General features: G+C 36.6%; 16 protein-coding genes. 12 read left to right on the forward strand and 4 right to left on the reverse strand.

Going from position 1 to position 17,811, the window contains the following annotated elements:
- Positions 1–194 precede the first annotated feature (194 nt).
- From DKG80_RS11380 to DKG80_RS11415, 8 genes are all read left to right on the forward strand, one after another.
- Positions 195–1,040, forward strand: coding sequence for a hypothetical protein (locus DKG80_RS11380; RefSeq protein WP_109831466.1), 846 nt, complete (start codon positions 195–197; stop codon positions 1,038–1,040).
- 363 nt (positions 1,041–1,403) lie between these two features.
- The gene (locus DKG80_RS11385; RefSeq protein ID WP_109831467.1) at positions 1,404–1,859 is read left to right on the forward strand and encodes a GNAT family N-acetyltransferase; all 456 of its coding nucleotides are present in this window, start codon (positions 1,404–1,406) and stop codon (positions 1,857–1,859) included.
- Positions 1,860–1,962: 103 nt separating this feature from the next.
- Positions 1,963–2,487, forward strand: a complete 525-nt coding sequence (locus DKG80_RS11390; RefSeq protein WP_109831468.1) for a GNAT family N-acetyltransferase — start codon at positions 1,963–1,965, stop codon at positions 2,485–2,487.
- 120 nt (positions 2,488–2,607) lie between these two features.
- Positions 2,608–2,874: a DUF2492 family protein gene (locus tag DKG80_RS11395; protein WP_109831469.1), complete on the forward strand. Its 267-nt coding sequence runs from the start codon at positions 2,608–2,610 to the stop codon at positions 2,872–2,874.
- A gap of 57 nt (positions 2,875–2,931) precedes the next feature.
- Positions 2,932–3,867, forward strand: coding sequence for a phosphoribosylaminoimidazolesuccinocarboxamide synthase (locus DKG80_RS11400; protein WP_109831470.1), 936 nt, complete (start codon positions 2,932–2,934; stop codon positions 3,865–3,867).
- A gap of 10 nt (positions 3,868–3,877) precedes the next feature.
- On the forward strand, positions 3,878–4,261 hold the full coding sequence (locus DKG80_RS11405; protein WP_109831471.1) for an STAS domain-containing protein: 384 nt from the start codon (positions 3,878–3,880) through the stop codon (positions 4,259–4,261).
- Between the two features lie 15 nt (positions 4,262–4,276).
- Positions 4,277–5,191 carry a ribonuclease Z gene (locus tag DKG80_RS11410; RefSeq protein WP_109831472.1) on the forward strand — a complete coding sequence of 305 codons (915 nt, stop codon included), beginning with the start codon at positions 4,277–4,279 and terminating at the stop codon, positions 5,189–5,191.
- Positions 5,188–5,970, forward strand: a complete 783-nt coding sequence (locus DKG80_RS11415; protein ID WP_109831473.1) for a queuosine precursor transporter — start codon at positions 5,188–5,190, stop codon at positions 5,968–5,970. The genes DKG80_RS11410 and DKG80_RS11415 overlap by 4 nt, the downstream gene beginning before the upstream one ends.
- An 81-nt stretch (positions 5,971–6,051) precedes the next feature.
- On the opposite strand, the gene DKG80_RS11420 is transcribed toward DKG80_RS11415, so the two are convergent.
- Positions 6,052–7,143, reverse strand: coding sequence for an o-succinylbenzoate synthase (locus DKG80_RS11420; RefSeq protein WP_109831474.1), 1,092 nt, complete (start codon positions 7,141–7,143; stop codon positions 6,052–6,054).
- A 73-nt stretch (positions 7,144–7,216) separates the two neighbouring features.
- Between DKG80_RS11420 and DKG80_RS11425 the strand changes: the two genes are divergently transcribed.
- Positions 7,217–8,410: an S-adenosylmethionine:tRNA ribosyltransferase-isomerase gene (locus tag DKG80_RS11425; protein ID WP_245906999.1), complete on the forward strand. Its 1,194-nt coding sequence runs from the start codon at positions 7,217–7,219 to the stop codon at positions 8,408–8,410.
- A 376-nt stretch (positions 8,411–8,786) separates the two neighbouring features.
- On the opposite strand, the gene DKG80_RS11435 is transcribed toward DKG80_RS11425, so the two are convergent.
- Positions 8,787–9,608: an ion transporter gene (locus tag DKG80_RS11435; RefSeq protein ID WP_109831477.1), complete on the reverse strand. Its 822-nt coding sequence runs from the start codon at positions 9,606–9,608 to the stop codon at positions 8,787–8,789.
- 539 nt (positions 9,609–10,147) lie between these two features.
- On the opposite strand from DKG80_RS11435, the gene DKG80_RS11440 reads away from it, so the two are divergent.
- From DKG80_RS11440 to DKG80_RS11450, 3 genes are read left to right on the forward strand one after another with little or no spacing between them, the layout of a single operon-like run.
- Positions 10,148–13,081 carry a triple tyrosine motif-containing protein gene (locus DKG80_RS11440; RefSeq protein WP_162555834.1) on the forward strand — a complete coding sequence of 978 codons (2,934 nt, stop codon included), beginning with the start codon at positions 10,148–10,150 and terminating at the stop codon, positions 13,079–13,081.
- Positions 13,082–13,107: 26 nt separating this feature from the next.
- Complete coding sequence (locus DKG80_RS11445) at positions 13,108–14,043, forward strand: glycosyltransferase family 2 protein (RefSeq protein WP_109831479.1); 936 nt, start codon at positions 13,108–13,110, stop codon at positions 14,041–14,043.
- Between the two features lie 2 nt (positions 14,044–14,045).
- Positions 14,046–15,851, forward strand: coding sequence for a glucosyltransferase domain-containing protein (locus DKG80_RS11450; protein ID WP_109831480.1), 1,806 nt, complete (start codon positions 14,046–14,048; stop codon positions 15,849–15,851).
- Here DKG80_RS11450 and DKG80_RS11455 read toward each other — a convergent pair.
- Together DKG80_RS11455 and DKG80_RS11460 are read right to left on the reverse strand one after the other, a co-directional pair.
- Positions 15,848–16,210 carry a DoxX family protein gene (locus DKG80_RS11455; protein WP_109831481.1) on the reverse strand — a complete coding sequence of 121 codons (363 nt, stop codon included), beginning with the start codon at positions 16,208–16,210 and terminating at the stop codon, positions 15,848–15,850. The genes DKG80_RS11450 and DKG80_RS11455 overlap by 4 nt on opposite strands.
- A 190-nt stretch (positions 16,211–16,400) precedes the next feature.
- Positions 16,401–17,747, reverse strand: coding sequence for a PhoH family protein (locus DKG80_RS11460; protein ID WP_109831482.1), 1,347 nt, complete (start codon positions 17,745–17,747; stop codon positions 16,401–16,403).
- Between the last annotated feature and the right edge of the window lie 64 nt (positions 17,748–17,811).

The raw sequence follows: 17,811 nt of genomic DNA on the forward strand, positions 1-17,811 counted from the left end.
CATTCTAAACTGCGTGGCGTCGTTTTTTGAGAGTTTTGGTGTGGTTTTATGGGTTTAATGACTGTTTTACTGATTCTGCACTAGAGTAAACTATGTATTCCCGTCGTTTGTAATTGATTATTGTCGTTTATAGTATTGTATTCAATACGAAAGAAAAACGGAGTGTTATTACTCGGTTGTTAGAGATAAAATATATGGCGAAATGCTGGATTTGTAATGGTGACTTACCTTTAACGGGGGAACACAAATTCAAAGCTTCTCTACTAAGAAAAGGGTACGGCAAAAAGTACAAGAATGAGGATTCATTGTATTTGATCAAAAACGGCCAACCTAAAGAGGAAGAAAGAATCGAATCATACAAATCTCCCTTGGTCAAATTTGAAAATTCTATATGTGCGGATTGCAATAACGCAAAAACTGACCCTCACGACAACAGTTTTGATCAATTCATGAGTTATATAGAATCAAATTATCATCTATTATTAGAACAACAAAATTTAAACTTTGAGAGTATTTTTCAACTTGATTGGCTAACTCAAAAACGAAATTTGTTCAAGTATTTAGCAAAAATTATAGGCTGTAAACTTCAATCTATCAATAAAGAGTCACCTCTTAATGAACTCTCTAATTTTATCATAGAAGATTTAACACCATATCGGTTTAACATAAAATTTGAATTGAATGAAGGTGTTCATTACCTTTATCAGTCGGCAAAAATCAACAATAAAAATTACTACCACCTTTATTATGGCTCTACGACTTACTATGTAAACAGAAAGCATGATATGTCATTTGGAGGATGGGTATCATTTCAATGGATCACAGTACATTGGATTTTCAGTTCTTATATTAAGTCTTCGATTAAGGATAATCTTAGCAGTTCATGTTCCAGTTTAAAAATCAAAAGCATTAACGATTGTAAGTCATTTATCAACATGACTCCTTTAGAAATAGTAGAAGAAATTGAAACTAGTTCTAGAGAGAATCAGCAGAAACGATATAAACATTGTATGCAAATGGAGGACGAAAAATATCTCTAACATTTGATATGTCTGCAGGGCGGCTCAGAGGTAGAAGAGGCCCAGTTGCTTTAAGACTGCGTCTTGATACAGGAAATGAATCAGTAGTGTCTCTGACACGGTCTTGAATGCAGTGAAGATGTTTAGAGCTCCATTAGTGCCAAGGCTGTATGGCGGTTCACCATTCAAAATCTCCATCACCTCAAAAAAACAGCCATAGCAAAGAGACTCTGCACACCCCAATTACAAATTATATGTTTTACCCTGTTCAACATGACCACTTTTTTTACTTTAAACTTATAATCTATATTAAATTAAGAATGGTAGCCAATAGCGAGCGCTTAAGTGCAATAGAAACGTAACTGCATCTAGTTTAATCCCAAGATGAAAAGTAACCTAGAAATTTCGAGAATTCAAGGAAATAATATCGAGCGATTCACAGAACTTGTAGAACTATTGAATGAGGTTTTCGAAGAGCCTAATGAAGTGGCTTCAGAAAGACAATTGAAAAGACTGTTGAGCAAACCTGATTTTCTTGCAATTGCAGTAATCTATGAAAATAAAGTAATTGGAGGATTGACTGCATATGAACTCGAGGGGTATTATACGGATAAGAGTGAATTGTATATTTATGATATAGCTGTGAAAACAGAATTTCATAATCAGGGTATAGGAAAGAAATTAATTGAGCATTTAAAGAATTATTCAGCAAAAAACGGAATTGAAGGAATTTTCGTTGACGCGCACTCGGAAGATGAACAAGCAGTCAAGTTTTATGAATCTACTTTTGGTAAATGTGAAAAGGTAGATCACTTCAATCTTGAAATAAAAACTAGCTAAAACACTGAATATAGCTATTATTACATTTGTTTGTTGACTAAAATTCAGTGCTATTTACCACCCCCTTCAAACACTAAACTTTAACACCAATTAAAGTCTTTCAATGAACAAGTTATCCATTAGAAAAATTGAAAAAGGGGATCTCATTCAATTATCAATACTTGGTAAGGAAACTTATATTCAGACCTTTAGTGAAACTTGGTTGAATAAAGATTCATTAAATCAATTTCTAGAAGAAACATTTGGCATTGAGTTTTTGGAAAGGGACATTGAACACAATGAATCAATGTATTTTATAATCAGCGGTAAACAAGAAGATGTAGGTTATTTTAAGCTGAGTTTAACCAATGAAAAAGTCCTCTACCTGAAGAAGATTTATCTTCTCAAGAAAGCCAAAGGTCAGAACATTGGTCGATTATCGATTGATTTTATTGAAAACTTTTGCCGAAAAAAACAAATTCAGGAAATTCAACTTGACGTGTTGAGTACTAACGATTCAGCAATTTCATTTTATACCAAATGTGGTTTTTCAGAGATAAATAGAACCGCGAACTATATCGATCCAGAGCGTCCCGAACTGATTGTTATGCAAAAAATAATTAGTGAAAAACACCATCATCTCCAATAGTGCCCTTCGTTACTGCCATGCAGCATGGTGGTCAACCATTCTAAGTCTCCCTCATTATTGTTATTTAAAATCTCATTACTAAACTCCAGTGTATGAAGCGGGTTTAATCCGACGACTCGCATGAACAACATCAAACACATTCATAAACTAATTTTCCTAATAGAAGGCAACAATGCCGTATGGACACCCGAGCAGCTAGTTGATAATATTGGTAGTACATTGGGTAATGACGTTCGTTTTGCCTCTTGCTCCGGCAATTCGTTTACTAAAGAAAACGCACTAGAATTCTTACTCGATCGTCAAAAAGTAACCCTCATAGAAAATGGGAAGATCTCACTCCATCCACCCATGCAGATTTGCAATGGTCATGAAGAGTTCCAGAGTTAGCTCTTCTAACCAACTCTAATATAGAATAGTCTGTCAGTTTCCCTTACATTTGCAGCCATGAGCAAAGGGCTAAAATCTACAGACTTTCAGTTCGAAGGGTTGATCAGAAAGTATACAGGAAAAGTAAGAGACGTTTATGAGTTTAAAGACAAACTCGCCATGGTAGCCTCAGACAGGATATCTGCATTTGATGTAGTACTACCTGAGCCCATCCCTTTTAAAGGGCAAGTACTCAACCAAATTGCCGCAAAATTCCTAGCAGCTACTGCTGACATAGTACCCAACTGGGTAGACTCAGTACCAGATCCATCTGTAACTATCGGTAAGAGATGCGAACCTTTTCAAGTAGAAATGGTGATCCGAGGCTATCTAGCGGGTCACGCATGGAGAGAATACAGAGACGGCAAGCGACAGATCTGTGGAGTTCCATTACCTGAAGGGCTAAAGGAAAATGACAAACTTCCTCAACCTATCATTACTCCTACTACCAAGGCTCACGAAGGGCACGACGAGGATATTTCCAGAGAAGAAATCATAGCTCAGGGTATCGTAGAAGAAAGTCTTTACACTCAGTTGGAAGATTATACAGAGAAACTTTTCCAGAGAGGAACTGAGATGGCAGCTGAGAGAGGCTTGATCCTCGTAGATACAAAGTATGAATTTGGCCTATACAATGATGAAATCACACTGATAGATGAGATTCACACACCAGACTCTTCACGGTATTTTTACAAAGACACGTATGAAAGTCTTCAAGAAAAAGGCGAAGAGCAAAGACAACTTTCAAAGGAATTTGTACGTCAGTGGTTGATATCTGAAGGCTTTCAAGGAAAAGAAGGACAAAAAATCCCAGTAATGACCGAAGAAAAAGTAAATTCGATCTCCGATCGTTACATAGAGCTATTCGAAAAGATCACAGGTCAAGATTTCGAAAGAGCGAATACCGAGGATATAGAGAATAGAATTAAAACAAACATCGAACAATCGATATAACATACACACCATGAAGTTCACACTACAGAGAGAAGAAAAATACAACATTATCAAAGTAGATGAAGAGAAACTTGACTCTACTATTTCTCCAGATTTGAAGTCTGAGTTTTTAACCATGCAAGGCCAAGGAATAGGAAACTTGATCGTGGATTTAAGTGAAGTAAAATATATCGATTCATCTGGACTAGGAGCACTTCTAGTTGGCAATAGAGTATTTACTGAAGGTGGAGGTTCTTTTGTCATGTCTGGTGTCTCGGATCATGCGAAGAAACTTATCTCTATTTCTCAACTAGATAAAGTACTGACAGTATTGCCTACTGTAGAGGAATCAATCGACTTGGTCTTTATGAATGAGCTAGAGCAAGGGTTGAAAGAAGAAGGAGACGCCGAGTAAACATAATAACCAACCTTGTCATATACCGTCAAAATACTCGGATCGAATGCATCTATCCCAGCACACAACAGAAATCAAACAGCTCAGTTGCTGACGATGATGCAAGTACCTTTTCTCATAGACTGTGGAGAAGGTACTCAGCTTCAATTAAAAAAATACAAAATCAAGGCTCAGAAGATAGACCATATCTTTATTAGCCATTTGCATGGAGATCATTACTATGGATTGATTGGATTGATCTCCTCTATGCACCTCTATGGCAGGACCAAAGACCTCAATATATATGGCCCTCCAGGTTTAGGTGAGATTATTACTGTTAACCTAAAGCACTCACAAACATTCCTCAACTACAAAATCAACATGAAGGAATGGACTCCAAACGAAAGTGAGCTATTGTTTGAAAACCAAAATATTACAATTCATTCATTTCCTCTAAATCACAGAATCAACTGCTCAGGGTTTGTTTTTAGAGAGAAGCCTAAGAAAAGGAGAATTGATAAAAAGAAGTTAACCAATGAGATCACACCGCTGATGATATTGAGACTCAAGAGTGGTGAAGATATTTTGGATGATGATGGAGATATTCGCTTTTCCTCAAAAGCTTATACACTTCCACCAGCTCCATCTGTATCATATGCTTTTTGCTCAGATACGAAGTATGATGAAAGTATTATACCTTACATAAAAGGTGTAAACCTTCTTTATCATGAATCTACATTCATGAATGATATGAAGGAGCGAGCAGAGATTACGTATCACTCTACTGCCAAACAAGCAGCAGAAATCGCTAAAAAAGCAGAAGTCGACAGGCTTCTTATTGGTCACTATTCGACTAGATATAAAAACCTCCAACCCATGCTAGAAGAAGCAAAAACAGTATTTGAAGAAACACTACTGTCCATTGAAGGCAATGACTACGAGGTATCATGAATCAATCATTTGAAGACAAAAAGAACACTCTATTTCTAGTACTAGCAGGCATTTTTATCACCAATGCTCTCCTTGCGGAAATAGTAGGAGTGAAGATTTTTTCTCTTGAAAAATTATTAAATACCGACCCAGCACAAATCTCTCTTTTGGGAGAATTCGTATTGGACTTCAATTTGACAGCAGGTGTAGTATTATGGCCTGTTGTTTTTATTTGCACGGATATTATCAACGAGTACTTTGGCAAAAGTGGAGTAAAGAAAATCAGCTTTTTAACTGCCGGTCTAGTCTCCTTTGCATTTCTGATGATCTACATTATCACAGTGCTGCCACCAGCTGACTTCTGGGTAGATATCAATAGCGTGGACAAACAAGGTAATTCGTTTAACATCAATTCTGCCTTCCAAACAATCTTTAATCAAGGACTAGGAATAATAGTCGGTTCTCTGGTGGCATTCTTAATCGCACAAATACTTGACGTGACCGTCTTTCAAAAATTAAGAAGCATCACCGGCCCCAAAATGATTTGGTTGAGAGCAACTGGTTCAACACTCTTTTCCCAACTCATCGACAGCTTTGTTGTTCTAATTATTGCTTTCTACATCTGGGGTAACTGGCCTCTCAAACAAGTAATAGCCGTTGGTATCATCAATTACATTTACAAGTTTGTCATCGCAATGGCTCTCACGCCATTTATATATTTAGGGCATTATTTGATTGACAGCTATTTAGGTAAAGAAAATGCAGAAAGATTAACTGAAGAAGCTTCAATGAGCAAATGAACCTTGCTGCCTCAAACGTTCAACGTGTATTGACTCTACCCAGCAGAAAAATTCACCCTAAAAAAGGCTATCACACTTCGATTAAGCGAAATCTAAATCCGTAAAATCCCAAGTCATTCCTTTTTTATAGAATATCTGCTCTCCAATAACTGCTAGTGGAGAATGAAAATTATTATCATACAATTGTCCAGTACCTAACCCTTGATGACCAACATAATCGTATTCGGCTACAAACTGACAAATAGCATTTAGCCCTACATTTGATTCCAAAGCAGAAGTAACCCACCATCCTATCTCCATTGATTCTGCTATCTTGATCCATTCGGCAGTTTCTTTTAAGCCTCCTAGAAGAGATGGTTTAAGGATTATATACTGAGGTTTAATTTCTTCCAAAAGCCTTCTCTTATGATTCTTTCCAAAAACTCCAATCAGCTCTTCATCCAAAGCAATAGGAACAATATTCTTCTGACAAAGAAGCTGCATCGCCATTTCCTGTTTTGGCATGATAGGTTGCTCTATCGAATGCAAATCAAACTCTTCTAAAGTATTCAACTTCATCAAGACAGTTTGTGTATCGAAAGCTCCATTAGCATCCACTCTTAAGGTCAACTGATCGGCTGGAAACTCCTTACGGATCATGGATAAGATTTTACATTCCTTATCAAAATCTATCGCACCTATTTTCATCTTGATACAAGTAAATCCAGCCTTCAATTTAGACTCTACCTGCTCCTTCATAAAGCTCTCATCCCCCATCCAGATCAAGCCATTGATAGGAATACCCGATTCATCTTGGAAGAAGCCATTATCATAGATCATTCTCTGACCTCCATTGATCAAATCCATCAATGCAGTCTCTAGCCCAAAGCGAATAGCTGGCTTAGACTCATCTACATACTTATCTATAAGTGGATAAATATCCTCCATACTCTTTGGCACAGATTCCTTTTCTAATAATTCAGCAAGGTGATTAAGCTCCCAATCAAAGTCTAAATTGTAATCATAGCTCAGTCGCTCAATTACACTTACTTCACCCAAACCAAAAACATCTAGATTTTCAGCACTAGATACCTTAAGAATCCAAGCGTCCTTAGTTTTTAAGACTCCACGAGAGGTTCCTGCATCAAACTTAAAATTGAGTATATGTTTTACGAAAGTCAGTTTTATTGGCATGGCGATAAATTTACGAATTCATTCCACATTCTAGTCTGGAATATTCCAATTTTGCTACCCAAAACCGATGGACATGACAGCAGAAGGAACAAAACTAGAAGATTACCTCTACGAATTACCGGACGAGCGAATTGCTAAACACCCTCTTGAAAATAGAGATGACTCTAAACTTCTCGTCTACGAAAAGGGAAAAATTTCTCATTTGCCATTCAAGTCTATCACTGATCAAATACCTCAGGGCGCTACGTTATTCTTAAACAACACAAAGGTAATAGCTGCAAGAATGTACTTCTATCGTGAGTCAGGAGCCAAAATAGAAGTATTCCTCACGGAACCCGTACTACCTCACCCAGACATTCAAGAAGTCTTAAAGGCTAAAAATTCCTGTACATGGAAATGCATCATTGGAAATCTTCGTAAGTGGAAAGATGGTGAAACCATTTTCAGCGAACTGAATGGACAAAAAATAGAAGCCAAGCTATCCAATAGAGAAAAAGGTTTAGTTCAACTCGATTGGACCGAAAACATAACATTTCTAGATATCATTGAATCTATCGGACATGTCCCTCTGCCGCCTTATATGAATCGAGAAGATGACATAGAAGACAAGGATCGGTATCAGACAGTCTTCGCTGAAATAGAAGGAGCTGTAGCCGCCCCGACTGCAAGTCTTCACTTTACGGATAAAATTTTAGAAACAATAAAATCTAAGGGATGTACATTAGATAGCTTAACCTTACATGTAAGTGCTGGAACTTTCAAACCTATTACTTCTGAAAACTTCAAGGATCATGATATGCATAACGAACGCATCGTTATATCTAGATCAAATGTTCTCAATGTTTTAAACTCTAAAGGGCCTGTTATAGCAATTGGAACGACGGCACTGCGTACGCTAGAAAGCATGTTTTGGTACGGTGCTAAACTGTTTCTAGACTCAAATGCTGTTTTCTCTATCTCACAAGAAGATGCCTATCAAAAAGACCTTCAATCAATCTCAAAACAAGATGCTCTCAATGCCATCTTGAAAAAAATGGATGAGCAGGAAATAGATGAACTGAAAGGAGAAACCAAAATCTTCGCTTATCCTGGATATCAATTCAGAATTACAGAAGGTCTATCTACTAACTTTCACCAGCCTGGATCTACATTGATTCTTTTAGTGGCTGCCTTTATTGGCAGTAACTGGAAAAATGTATACGAAGAGGCATTAATGAGAGACTATAGATTTTTGAGCTATGGAGACACTTCTTTATTACTTCCTTAGCATCAATTCATAATCCTGCCAAATAATGGCAGGATTCGAAACGGAATGACAGGATCATAAAGTAAATTGGCAGGATTTGAAATTTGATTAGATACTTATTTGCATATAAATCAAATAGGCAAGTAAAGAATCATGAAGTATCATTTAAAATTTCTTCAAATACACGACAAGTCAACTGGAAAAAGGAGCTCTAACACCTTACAAATGTTATATCTAAGCGTTGGGTTCTGGTTAATAATTCATCTTTTAACTTTCGTATCAGATGCTCCATATATAGAATGGTTATTCTTATTTAATGTTTTAACCCTCGGCAGTTATATCATATCCATTAGAACTCTCCTCAAGACTGATAGCAAAGCAAACAAGTATCAGCCTTTCAACCAGCAGGCTCTTTAGTCCTTTCATTCATAGCCTCAAGCTTGTTAGATAGGTCATCAAGTTTCTTTTGCATCGTTTCAAAGTTTTGATACATCATCTGACGAGCGATTTCATCATCAGCTTCTACGTCTTGGTGATGTAGTTCGTTCATTGTATTTACTACTATGGCAATGAAAATATTGAGAGTCGTATAAGTTGCTATCAATATGAATGGAATAAAGAACAAATAGGCGTTTGGAATAACTTCCATCATTGGACGAGCAATTCCTGTTGACCAACCTTCCAAAGTCATTACCTGAAAAAGCGTGAACATGCTTACTCCAATATTACCAAACCAATCCGGAAAAGCTTGGCCATATAGATTGGTAGCTAATACAGCGAAAATGTAAAACACAGTAATTAGCAATACTGCTATCCACCCAATACTAGGAACTGATTTGATAAGCGCTTCAATAATGAGTCTTAGCTTAGGAACATTTTTAATCAATCGAAGAGTTCTTAGAATCCTCATCGTTCTAAAAATAGAGAATGCACCAGCTGTAGGAACCAAGGCCACAGCCACAATTGCGAAATCAAAGAGATTCCATGAATTTTTAAAAAACTTAAATCCAAATGCGTAAAACTTTAAAATAAGTTCCAACACGAAGATGCCCAAGATAATATTATCAACGAAGTCAAACCAACGTCCGTATGATTCCATCCAGCTTCGAGAAGTTTCCATACCGATAGACAAACTATTGATAACTATTAGGGAAACGATAAAATGCTGAACTCCTCCGCTTTCTAGAAATTCTGCTAGTTTCTCTCTGTGACCTGTCATATTTGATTAGTAGTAAATAGTGTTTTAGAAATTTATCAATGATAGAGCTAGTTTGGTAGAAAATTCTTGTACTTGTTCTGATTTATATAGACCAAATCCACAAAACAAGTACTACTTGTCATTGCGAAACAATCTTTTAACCTGTCAGAGAAGCTCAAGACAAAAAATAAAACACAGGAAGAAGAATCAATGTAGTCAAATACCAAAACAATTATCCTATTCGAAAAAAGTAACAACCGTTATAATACTTTCTTACTGACTACGACAATATTTAAAAATGAGTTTTTCTGCCTAAATACCTTGGACAGTCTAAACGATGAGATATCTCTCTTCTTTTTCATTTTCTACAAATATTTCGATTGCGAGACGAAGTTAATCAATCAATATTATTCAAATTTGAAGATCAATTAAGATATCAAAAACAAAGTATCTTTTTATGGTTAAGTGTGACACTTGAAGCCTTATTACTTTTTATCCATATTCAGATATTGTTATATTTCAACCTTATAGTACTCATAACAAAAAATAGAGCTAATCGAATGCCAAGATTCATCATCGCTTTCTTACTCACCTCCCTACCCTTATTGGTTTTTTCGCAGCAAGGAGACCTTTTTCTTACTCACCACAATCTCGATATTCCGGGGCTAGACAATACTAATTTCCAAATCATTACCAACAATCACGGACAGCTTTGTATTGCTAATAGATCTGGTATACTACAATATGATGGAACACACTGGGACTACATATCTACTCCTAGCGCAGCTGTTTCGATAGCATTTGATGACGAAGACAATTTATATGTAGGGTGTGTAGGAGATTTTGGTATCATCGATTTCCAAGACAATCAATACAAGTTTGTTTCATTGAATCCTAATAAGAAAGATGATGGAATTTATTTCCAAACTGTATTCATGGATACTTGTGTGTTTTTCATGAGTGAAGAAAATATCATTAGATACAATTTAGCTCACAAACGAAGCAGTATCTCGGTACTCGATAATATGGAAGAGTTTTATACAAAGGTCTTCGCTATTGACAGTACAATCTTAGTACAGACCAATGATAGTCTATATCAATACAAAAATGACTCCCTTCTAGCTTTTGATTGGAATCAACCGAAAGATGCTAAATTCATCTTCTTCAATAAACACCCTACTGAAAATAAGTACGTCTGTGGTACTACGGATAACAAAACATACATATATCGGGAGGGGAAATTCTATCAATGTAGAATCTCAAAATTCCTGTCTGAAAGTGAGTCTTTTGTGGACAATGGTATGTGGGTAGATGAGAGGTACTTTGCACTGAGTACACTGGAGAACGGAGTAATCCTCTATGATAATAAACGTTCTCGCATCGTTGAAGTCATTAACCAAAGTAAAGGTCTACCCGACAATGAGGTAAGAGCCATAGGAGTTGACAAAGAAGAAGGCCTTTGGATATCTCATGAGTTTGGACTTTCCAGAATGGAAATTGATATTCCCTTTAGAAGCTTTACTAACTTTCAAGGGCTTCATGGAAACCTATACGAAGCCTATTTCCACAAGAAGAATCTATATGTGGCTACTAGTGAAGGAGTATTCCATCTCATAAGACAGAAGAGATATAAGAACATCGTTTACTACTCAGAGTTCAAAAACAAAAATTTCCAAGAGTATGAACCTGAGGAACCTGAAGCAGAAATAGAGGGAGCTCTTGATGAAGAAGTAGTAATCGAAACTGAGTATCAATCTATACCTGTATCGAAGCGCTTACCAAAAACTGAAATTAAAAAGAGCTCTAACCCTGAAGGTGCAAGCGAGTCAAATACAACTACTCCTAACAAAAAGAGTTTCTTCTCTAGATTAAGTAGTTTCTTCTCAGGTAGTGATGATTCATCTGAAGAAGTTCAAACTATAAAAATTGATACCGCAGCACTCATCAGAAAGCACAAAAGGTCTAAAAAATCTTCCGAAACTATATACGAGCCTCAAGAGAGAATCACAATCACGGCTAAAAATAAAAAATATCGTCGTGTAAAGAGACAGTACTTAGATAGTAGATACTATTTCAAACATGTAGATGGCATCCATGCTAAAACTGAAAAATTCTTTGTCTATCAAGGAAACCTTTATGCAGCTGGAACAAATGGAGTCTATGAAATCAAAAATGACAAAGCAGAACTTGTAATCCACGAACCGGTTCGATTCATTACGCCTGAGAAAAAACATGATAAACTAATTGTTGGTAACCTTTACAACGAAGTAAAGATCTATCATAAAGAAGGTAATATCTGGGAAGAAACAGAAAACCTAAACATGCACGGTGACCTTGTAATGACTGCATTCAACGATCAAAGTGGCAGAACTTGGTTTGTAACTCCTACTGCACTAATTGAGTTTGATGATATTACAGTAGATCACTTCGAATACAAACTATTCAAGTATAAAAACCAGTTTATCGATAAAACTAAACTGGCATATGTTGACAGCATTCTATATCTAATCAATTCTGAAGGTTACTTTTATCTTGATCCTGAAGAGCAAATTATCAAAGAGGATACTGCTATTTTAAACCAAATTGGAAAGCCTATTCGTCACCTTCAACAACGTGATGGAGTAGTGTGGATTAATAATGGTCAAAACTGGTTTAAGATTGATCATGATCGTACGATAGAAGAAATGGATGTTTTCGGGCTATTCCCTAACATGACTTACATTTCTAAGTACGGTTCAAGACATTGGTTAATTGATGATTCCAAGGAAGTATTACAATTCGATAAGGCTATTCTTGACAGTCTTCATACCAAGAGTAAAATGTTCTTTAGAAAAGTCAGTAGTAATAAGGGAGATGTTAAACTCTCTGAAACTATGTACTTCGACTTTGATGAAAATTCTATCGATTTTGAGCTGTCCAAGCCTGATTACAGAGGAATCTTAAGTCCAGTATATAGATACAAACTAAGTGGAGCTAATGAATCTTGGTCAGAGTGGAGTCACAAGTACCATATTATGTTTAACTACTTACCTCCGGGACATTACACACTATTAGTACAAGCACATGATTCGTTCGACAATTTAGAAGAGTCAAAACCTATCCACATTATTATCAGGCCTCCATTCTGGCAGACACTGTGGTTTTACGGTTTACAAATCTTATTCATGACCAGTTTGGTAGTTGCCTCAGCCTTTATGAATAGGAAGGCTCAAACTAAATACGTCATAGTAACTGAGGCACTTACTATCATTACTCTTGTGATGATCATTGAATTCCTTCAAACGGTTGCAGGAAACTATCTGGACATACAGAGTTCTCCAGTAGTTGATTTTGGTATTGATGTAATTATTGCACTTTGTGTATTCCCATTAGAGCAATTATTGAAGAAATACTTAAAAGCTGATGGTACGGGAGACGGTGTAGCCGGTAAAGGTCTATTGGATATTCTGAAATTGACTGAGCCTATTAAAAGGCTAACCAAGAAGGATCTTTAAACCTTTTTATTGAACCAAATGTAAACATGTCATCCGATTTCAAACTATCTATAATCGTCCCCTTCTTCAATGAAGAATCCATCATTCAGGACTTTGTAGATAGTTTGGTTTCATTACTACTAATTCATAAGTATGATTATGAATTACTTCTTATAGACGATGGGAGCAATGATCACACTCTTGAAAAGATTTATAAGATTTGTTTAGAGAACGAAAGAATCAAATACCTTTCGTTCTCTAGAAATTTTGGGCATCAAGCTGCCCTCAAAGCAGGCTTAGACCACTCAATAGGAGACTGTGTATTATCAATGGATGGTGATTTGGAGCATCCAATAGAACTAATACCAGCCATGATCTCCAAATGGCAAGATGGCTTCGAGGTGGTAAATACCTTACGAAAAGAGCATTCGAGCTTAGGGCTGTTCAAGCGATTATCTTCAAAACTCTTTTACAGCTTGATGAACTTTTTATCTGATATTGAGCTCAAAGAAGGAAGTGCAGATTTTCGGTTACTAGATAGAAAAGTGGTCAATGTTACCAAAAGCCTTCCCGAAACTCCTCTTTTCATACGAGGAATGGTCAGTTGGTTAGGGTTCAAGCAGACAGAGATTTCTTATGAACAAGGTTTGCGAACAGCAGGTGATTCTAAATTTACCAAAAGGAAAATGGTGAATTTTTCCATATCTGGTATCAGTAGCTTTTCAATTAAGCCGTTAAGACTATCCTTGGTAATAGGCTTGGTAATAGCATCTTTATCCATGCTCTATGGTTGTTATGCGGTATATATCAAAATATTTACGGATACCTCAGTAGATGGCTGGGCGTCATTACTAGCTACAGTATCTTTTTTAGGAGGTATACAAATGCTAATGTTTGGATTGCTTGGAGAATATTTAGGAAGGCTTTTCATTAGCTCTAAAAACCGACCTAGTTATGTAATCAGGGAAACTAACCTAAACTAAGTTTGACAGACTCTACGCAAAAGCATATAAACCATCGAAGCCAAGTTTTAGGACTTGGTATTTCGTTATTTGTATTAGCAGGAATAGCACTATTAGGATATATTATTTTTACTCCAGAGTATGTCACTAAATATTTATCTCTAGATGGTAATATTCCTTCTAGTAAGTTAACCGCATTAACCAATATAAGGTTAATCACTCTAATATTTGGGTTGCTTTTCTTAATTCTAGGACTTTCTACCTCCTTACTGCTATTAACCAAGGAGCAATTACTCAAGACAATATATAACAAATACTTAAGTGAGTTGTTTAGTTTCAACCTAGAGAACAACATTAAAAATGTATTCCATTCACTATCTTCTAGGGACAGGAGCGTTTTAGGTATCAATATCATAATAGGGATCTTTTGTCACGGTTTTTTACTGACTAATATTATTATCAACTGGGATGGAGCTCTTAATTTAAATTATTCAAATATTGCGCATATTCCGTCAGGGCGATGGTTTACAGCTTTATTGGGAACCATCAGTGAGAGTACTATTCTCCCTTTTCCTTTCGTAGCGATTAGTATTATCCTTCTAGCAATATCAGGATGGATGCTTAGCAAAATATTAGGAGCAAGGTCCACTCTTGGTCAACTTTTAGTTTCTGCAGTTCTAATTTGCTACCCAGGGTATGCAGTGGGTATGTCGTATACATGGGTATGCTATATTTATCCTCTGGCGACTGTCTTGGCGCTTTCTTCTATCTTTCTTGCTCAGAAAGAATCTGTCAAATCCATGATCGGAGCTTTGATCTTGTTCACATTGATGTTAGGTACTTATCAGGGACTAATTTCTTTTGCTACTTCAGTCATTCTTGTACTTACCATCCAAAATGTATCAACAAATAGTCCTTTCAATATTAAAAGATATGCGATACTGATCGTCGGAGGATCCGTATTTTACAAGCTTATTACAAACGTGATCCTTTGGGTACTTAATTTAGAGTATACCCAATACCTCCACGCCGATGAAATCAATACTCAATACATTCTAGAACATTCCGTTAAAAATTTTCTACTGACTTACAGTACCATCAAACATTTCTTCTCAGGTCTATATGTTTCTATTCCTGGATACCTATTTCTTGGAATTGCAGCATTATTCTGTATATCGATATTAATTCTTTTATTTCGCTCCTCTACCACGCTTACTATTAGTAAGAAACTCGTAATAATTGGATTAGTACTAGTCGCTCCTCCTTTAGTATTTGCCACTAAATTCTTAAATACAGATATCTATACACTTCTGACCTTTGGTACTGTGCCTGTATTTGCTGGATTGCTTCTCTTCATTATTCGTCAACACATTAGCGTTCTATCAAGCTTAGGATATGTGATAGGGATAGTTATTCTGATAGGCTTTATTAATAGAAGCAATATTATCCACCTAAAAAATCACCTTTGGACTGAAACGACTTTAAGAATAGCAAGTGATATATCTGTCAAAATTGCTTCATTAGAAGCATATCGTCCAGAATTTAAACTAGTAAGGATAGGTAACTTATCAAGTAAACGCTTCCCTCATAACCAACTATCTCCATTTGATGAAAATGCGCTAACAATGATCACAGCTTCAGGAATGGGTACATATGGAGAGGCTCATACACTGAATGGCGTTATGAATTACCTTGGTTTCAATTACCCTGTAGTATCTGAAGATGATCTACCGACTACAGTCATAGAAAGGGTAAAAAAAATGCCTTCTTACCCAGAAGAAGGCTCTATAAATGTCTTAGATGAATATGTAATCGTCAAGTTCGATTAGGAACGGTCGATACTGTGTTTTCCTCCGCCTAATAAAGCTATCGCAATGAAACCGAACAAATAGAGTAGAGCTAGCTCTTTCTTGGCTAAAGCATCTCCTGCATGAACTACGAAAGTTGCCACAGTCATCGTTGCTATCACTGGAAGAGCAGAATACTTAGTCTTGTATCCTACAATTACCAATACCGGACAAATCAACTCTCCAATCACTGCTAATATCAATGAAGGTACTTCACCGATCCCAATAGGATCAAGAAAACTCATCTTCCCCTCTACTAGCTTCATCAACTTTGGATATCCATGAGTAAGCATCATCACTGAAAAAGATACTCTCAATAATAACAGACCTATATGATTCATTCGTTTTTGGTTTAATCTTGGAGCAATAGCCCAATGTGTTTAATTCGCCGACCCTTTAGTCGAGTTTAAAAAAATTCCCGAAGCACCTCGTCCTATTGGAACAAGTATCTTCTTCGTAAAGCTTGTAAAACTATGAAAAAAGCCCAAAAACTAATTGATTCAGGCTATTGTTATCCTGTTCAAACATCATTTACAACAACTCATTAGCAAGATTCGCTAGCTCTGACCTTTCTCCTTTCTCTAAGGTAATGTGCGCAAATAGTTCCTGACCTTGAAGTCTATCTACTAAGTACGACAAGCCATTACTTTGTGAGTCTAGATATGGAGTATCGATCTGATTAATATCTCCGGTAAAGACAATCTTACAATTTTCTCCGGCACGAGTGATGATGGTTTTCACTTCATGTGGCGTCAAATTTTGAGCTTCATCGACTATGAAGTAGATATTGGACAAACTACGCCCTCTAATATATGCTAAGGGAGTAATCAAGAGTTTCTCTTGATTGACCATCTCCGTAAGGCGAGTATATTCTTTATCTGTCTCTTTGTATTGGTTTTGAATGAACTTCAAATTGTCCCAAAGTGGCTCCATATATGGATTCAATTTGGACTTGATATCCCCAGGCAAATACCCAATATCTTTATTACTCAAAGGAACTATGGGTCTTGCAATGAATATCTGTTTGAAATTACGTCGTTGTTCCAAAGCAGAAGCCAAAGCCATCAATGTTTTCCCTGTGCCTGCAACTCCTGTGATGGCTAGAAGCTTCACATCTGTATTCATCATCGCATGAATTGCAAAAGCTTGCTCTGCGTTCTTTGGTTTAATACCGTAGACAGACCTCTTCTCTACATGTCCGACATTTTTCTCAATAGGGTTGTAGTAAGCAAGAGCGGAATTCTTGGAGCTTTTAAGAATGTAATAATTGTTATTCACTGGCTCCTGCTTGCCAAGTGCTCTCTTAGTAGTAACAGCACCAATCTTGTATAAATCATCAATGGCAGCAGCTGATACTTTTCCTACTTCACTTTTGCCAAGCGAAGACATCGTGTCTACATTCTTGATCTTGCCTGTCTCATAATCCTCAGCAGTGAGGTCAAGGGATTTTGCTTTGAGGCGAAGGTTAATATCCTTGGATACAAGAATTACCTTCTTGCCTTTTTCTTCCTTCTTTAGTTTGAGCGCTGCATTTAGGATCTTATGATCATTCTTATGATCACTGAAAATATGCTCAGCGTCTAGATCCGGCTCTGTTTTAGAATGGAGTAATACTTTTAACTTCCCTTTGGTATTTCCATTGAGAGGAATCCAATCTTGCAATAGATGTTCTTTTGCTAATCCATCTAAAAGCCTTGCAAACTCTCGGGCCTCAAAGTTGATGGTATCGTTTCCTTTTTTGAAATTATCAAGCTCTTCTAGGACTGTGATAGGTATCGCGACGTCATGTTCTGCAAAATTCATGATGGAGTCGTGAGCGTGAAGAATAACCGATGTATCTAGTACAAAGATCTTCTTAGAGGAAGCTTTTTTCGCCATATAATAGAGTGGTTTTTATTTTTAGTAATCTGTTTAAAAATGTGCTAAACTCCAACTCTTCTCC

The organism is Reichenbachiella versicolor (assembly GCF_003171675.1).
GTDB classification, from domain to species: domain Bacteria; phylum Bacteroidota; class Bacteroidia; order Cytophagales; family Cyclobacteriaceae; genus Reichenbachiella; species Reichenbachiella versicolor.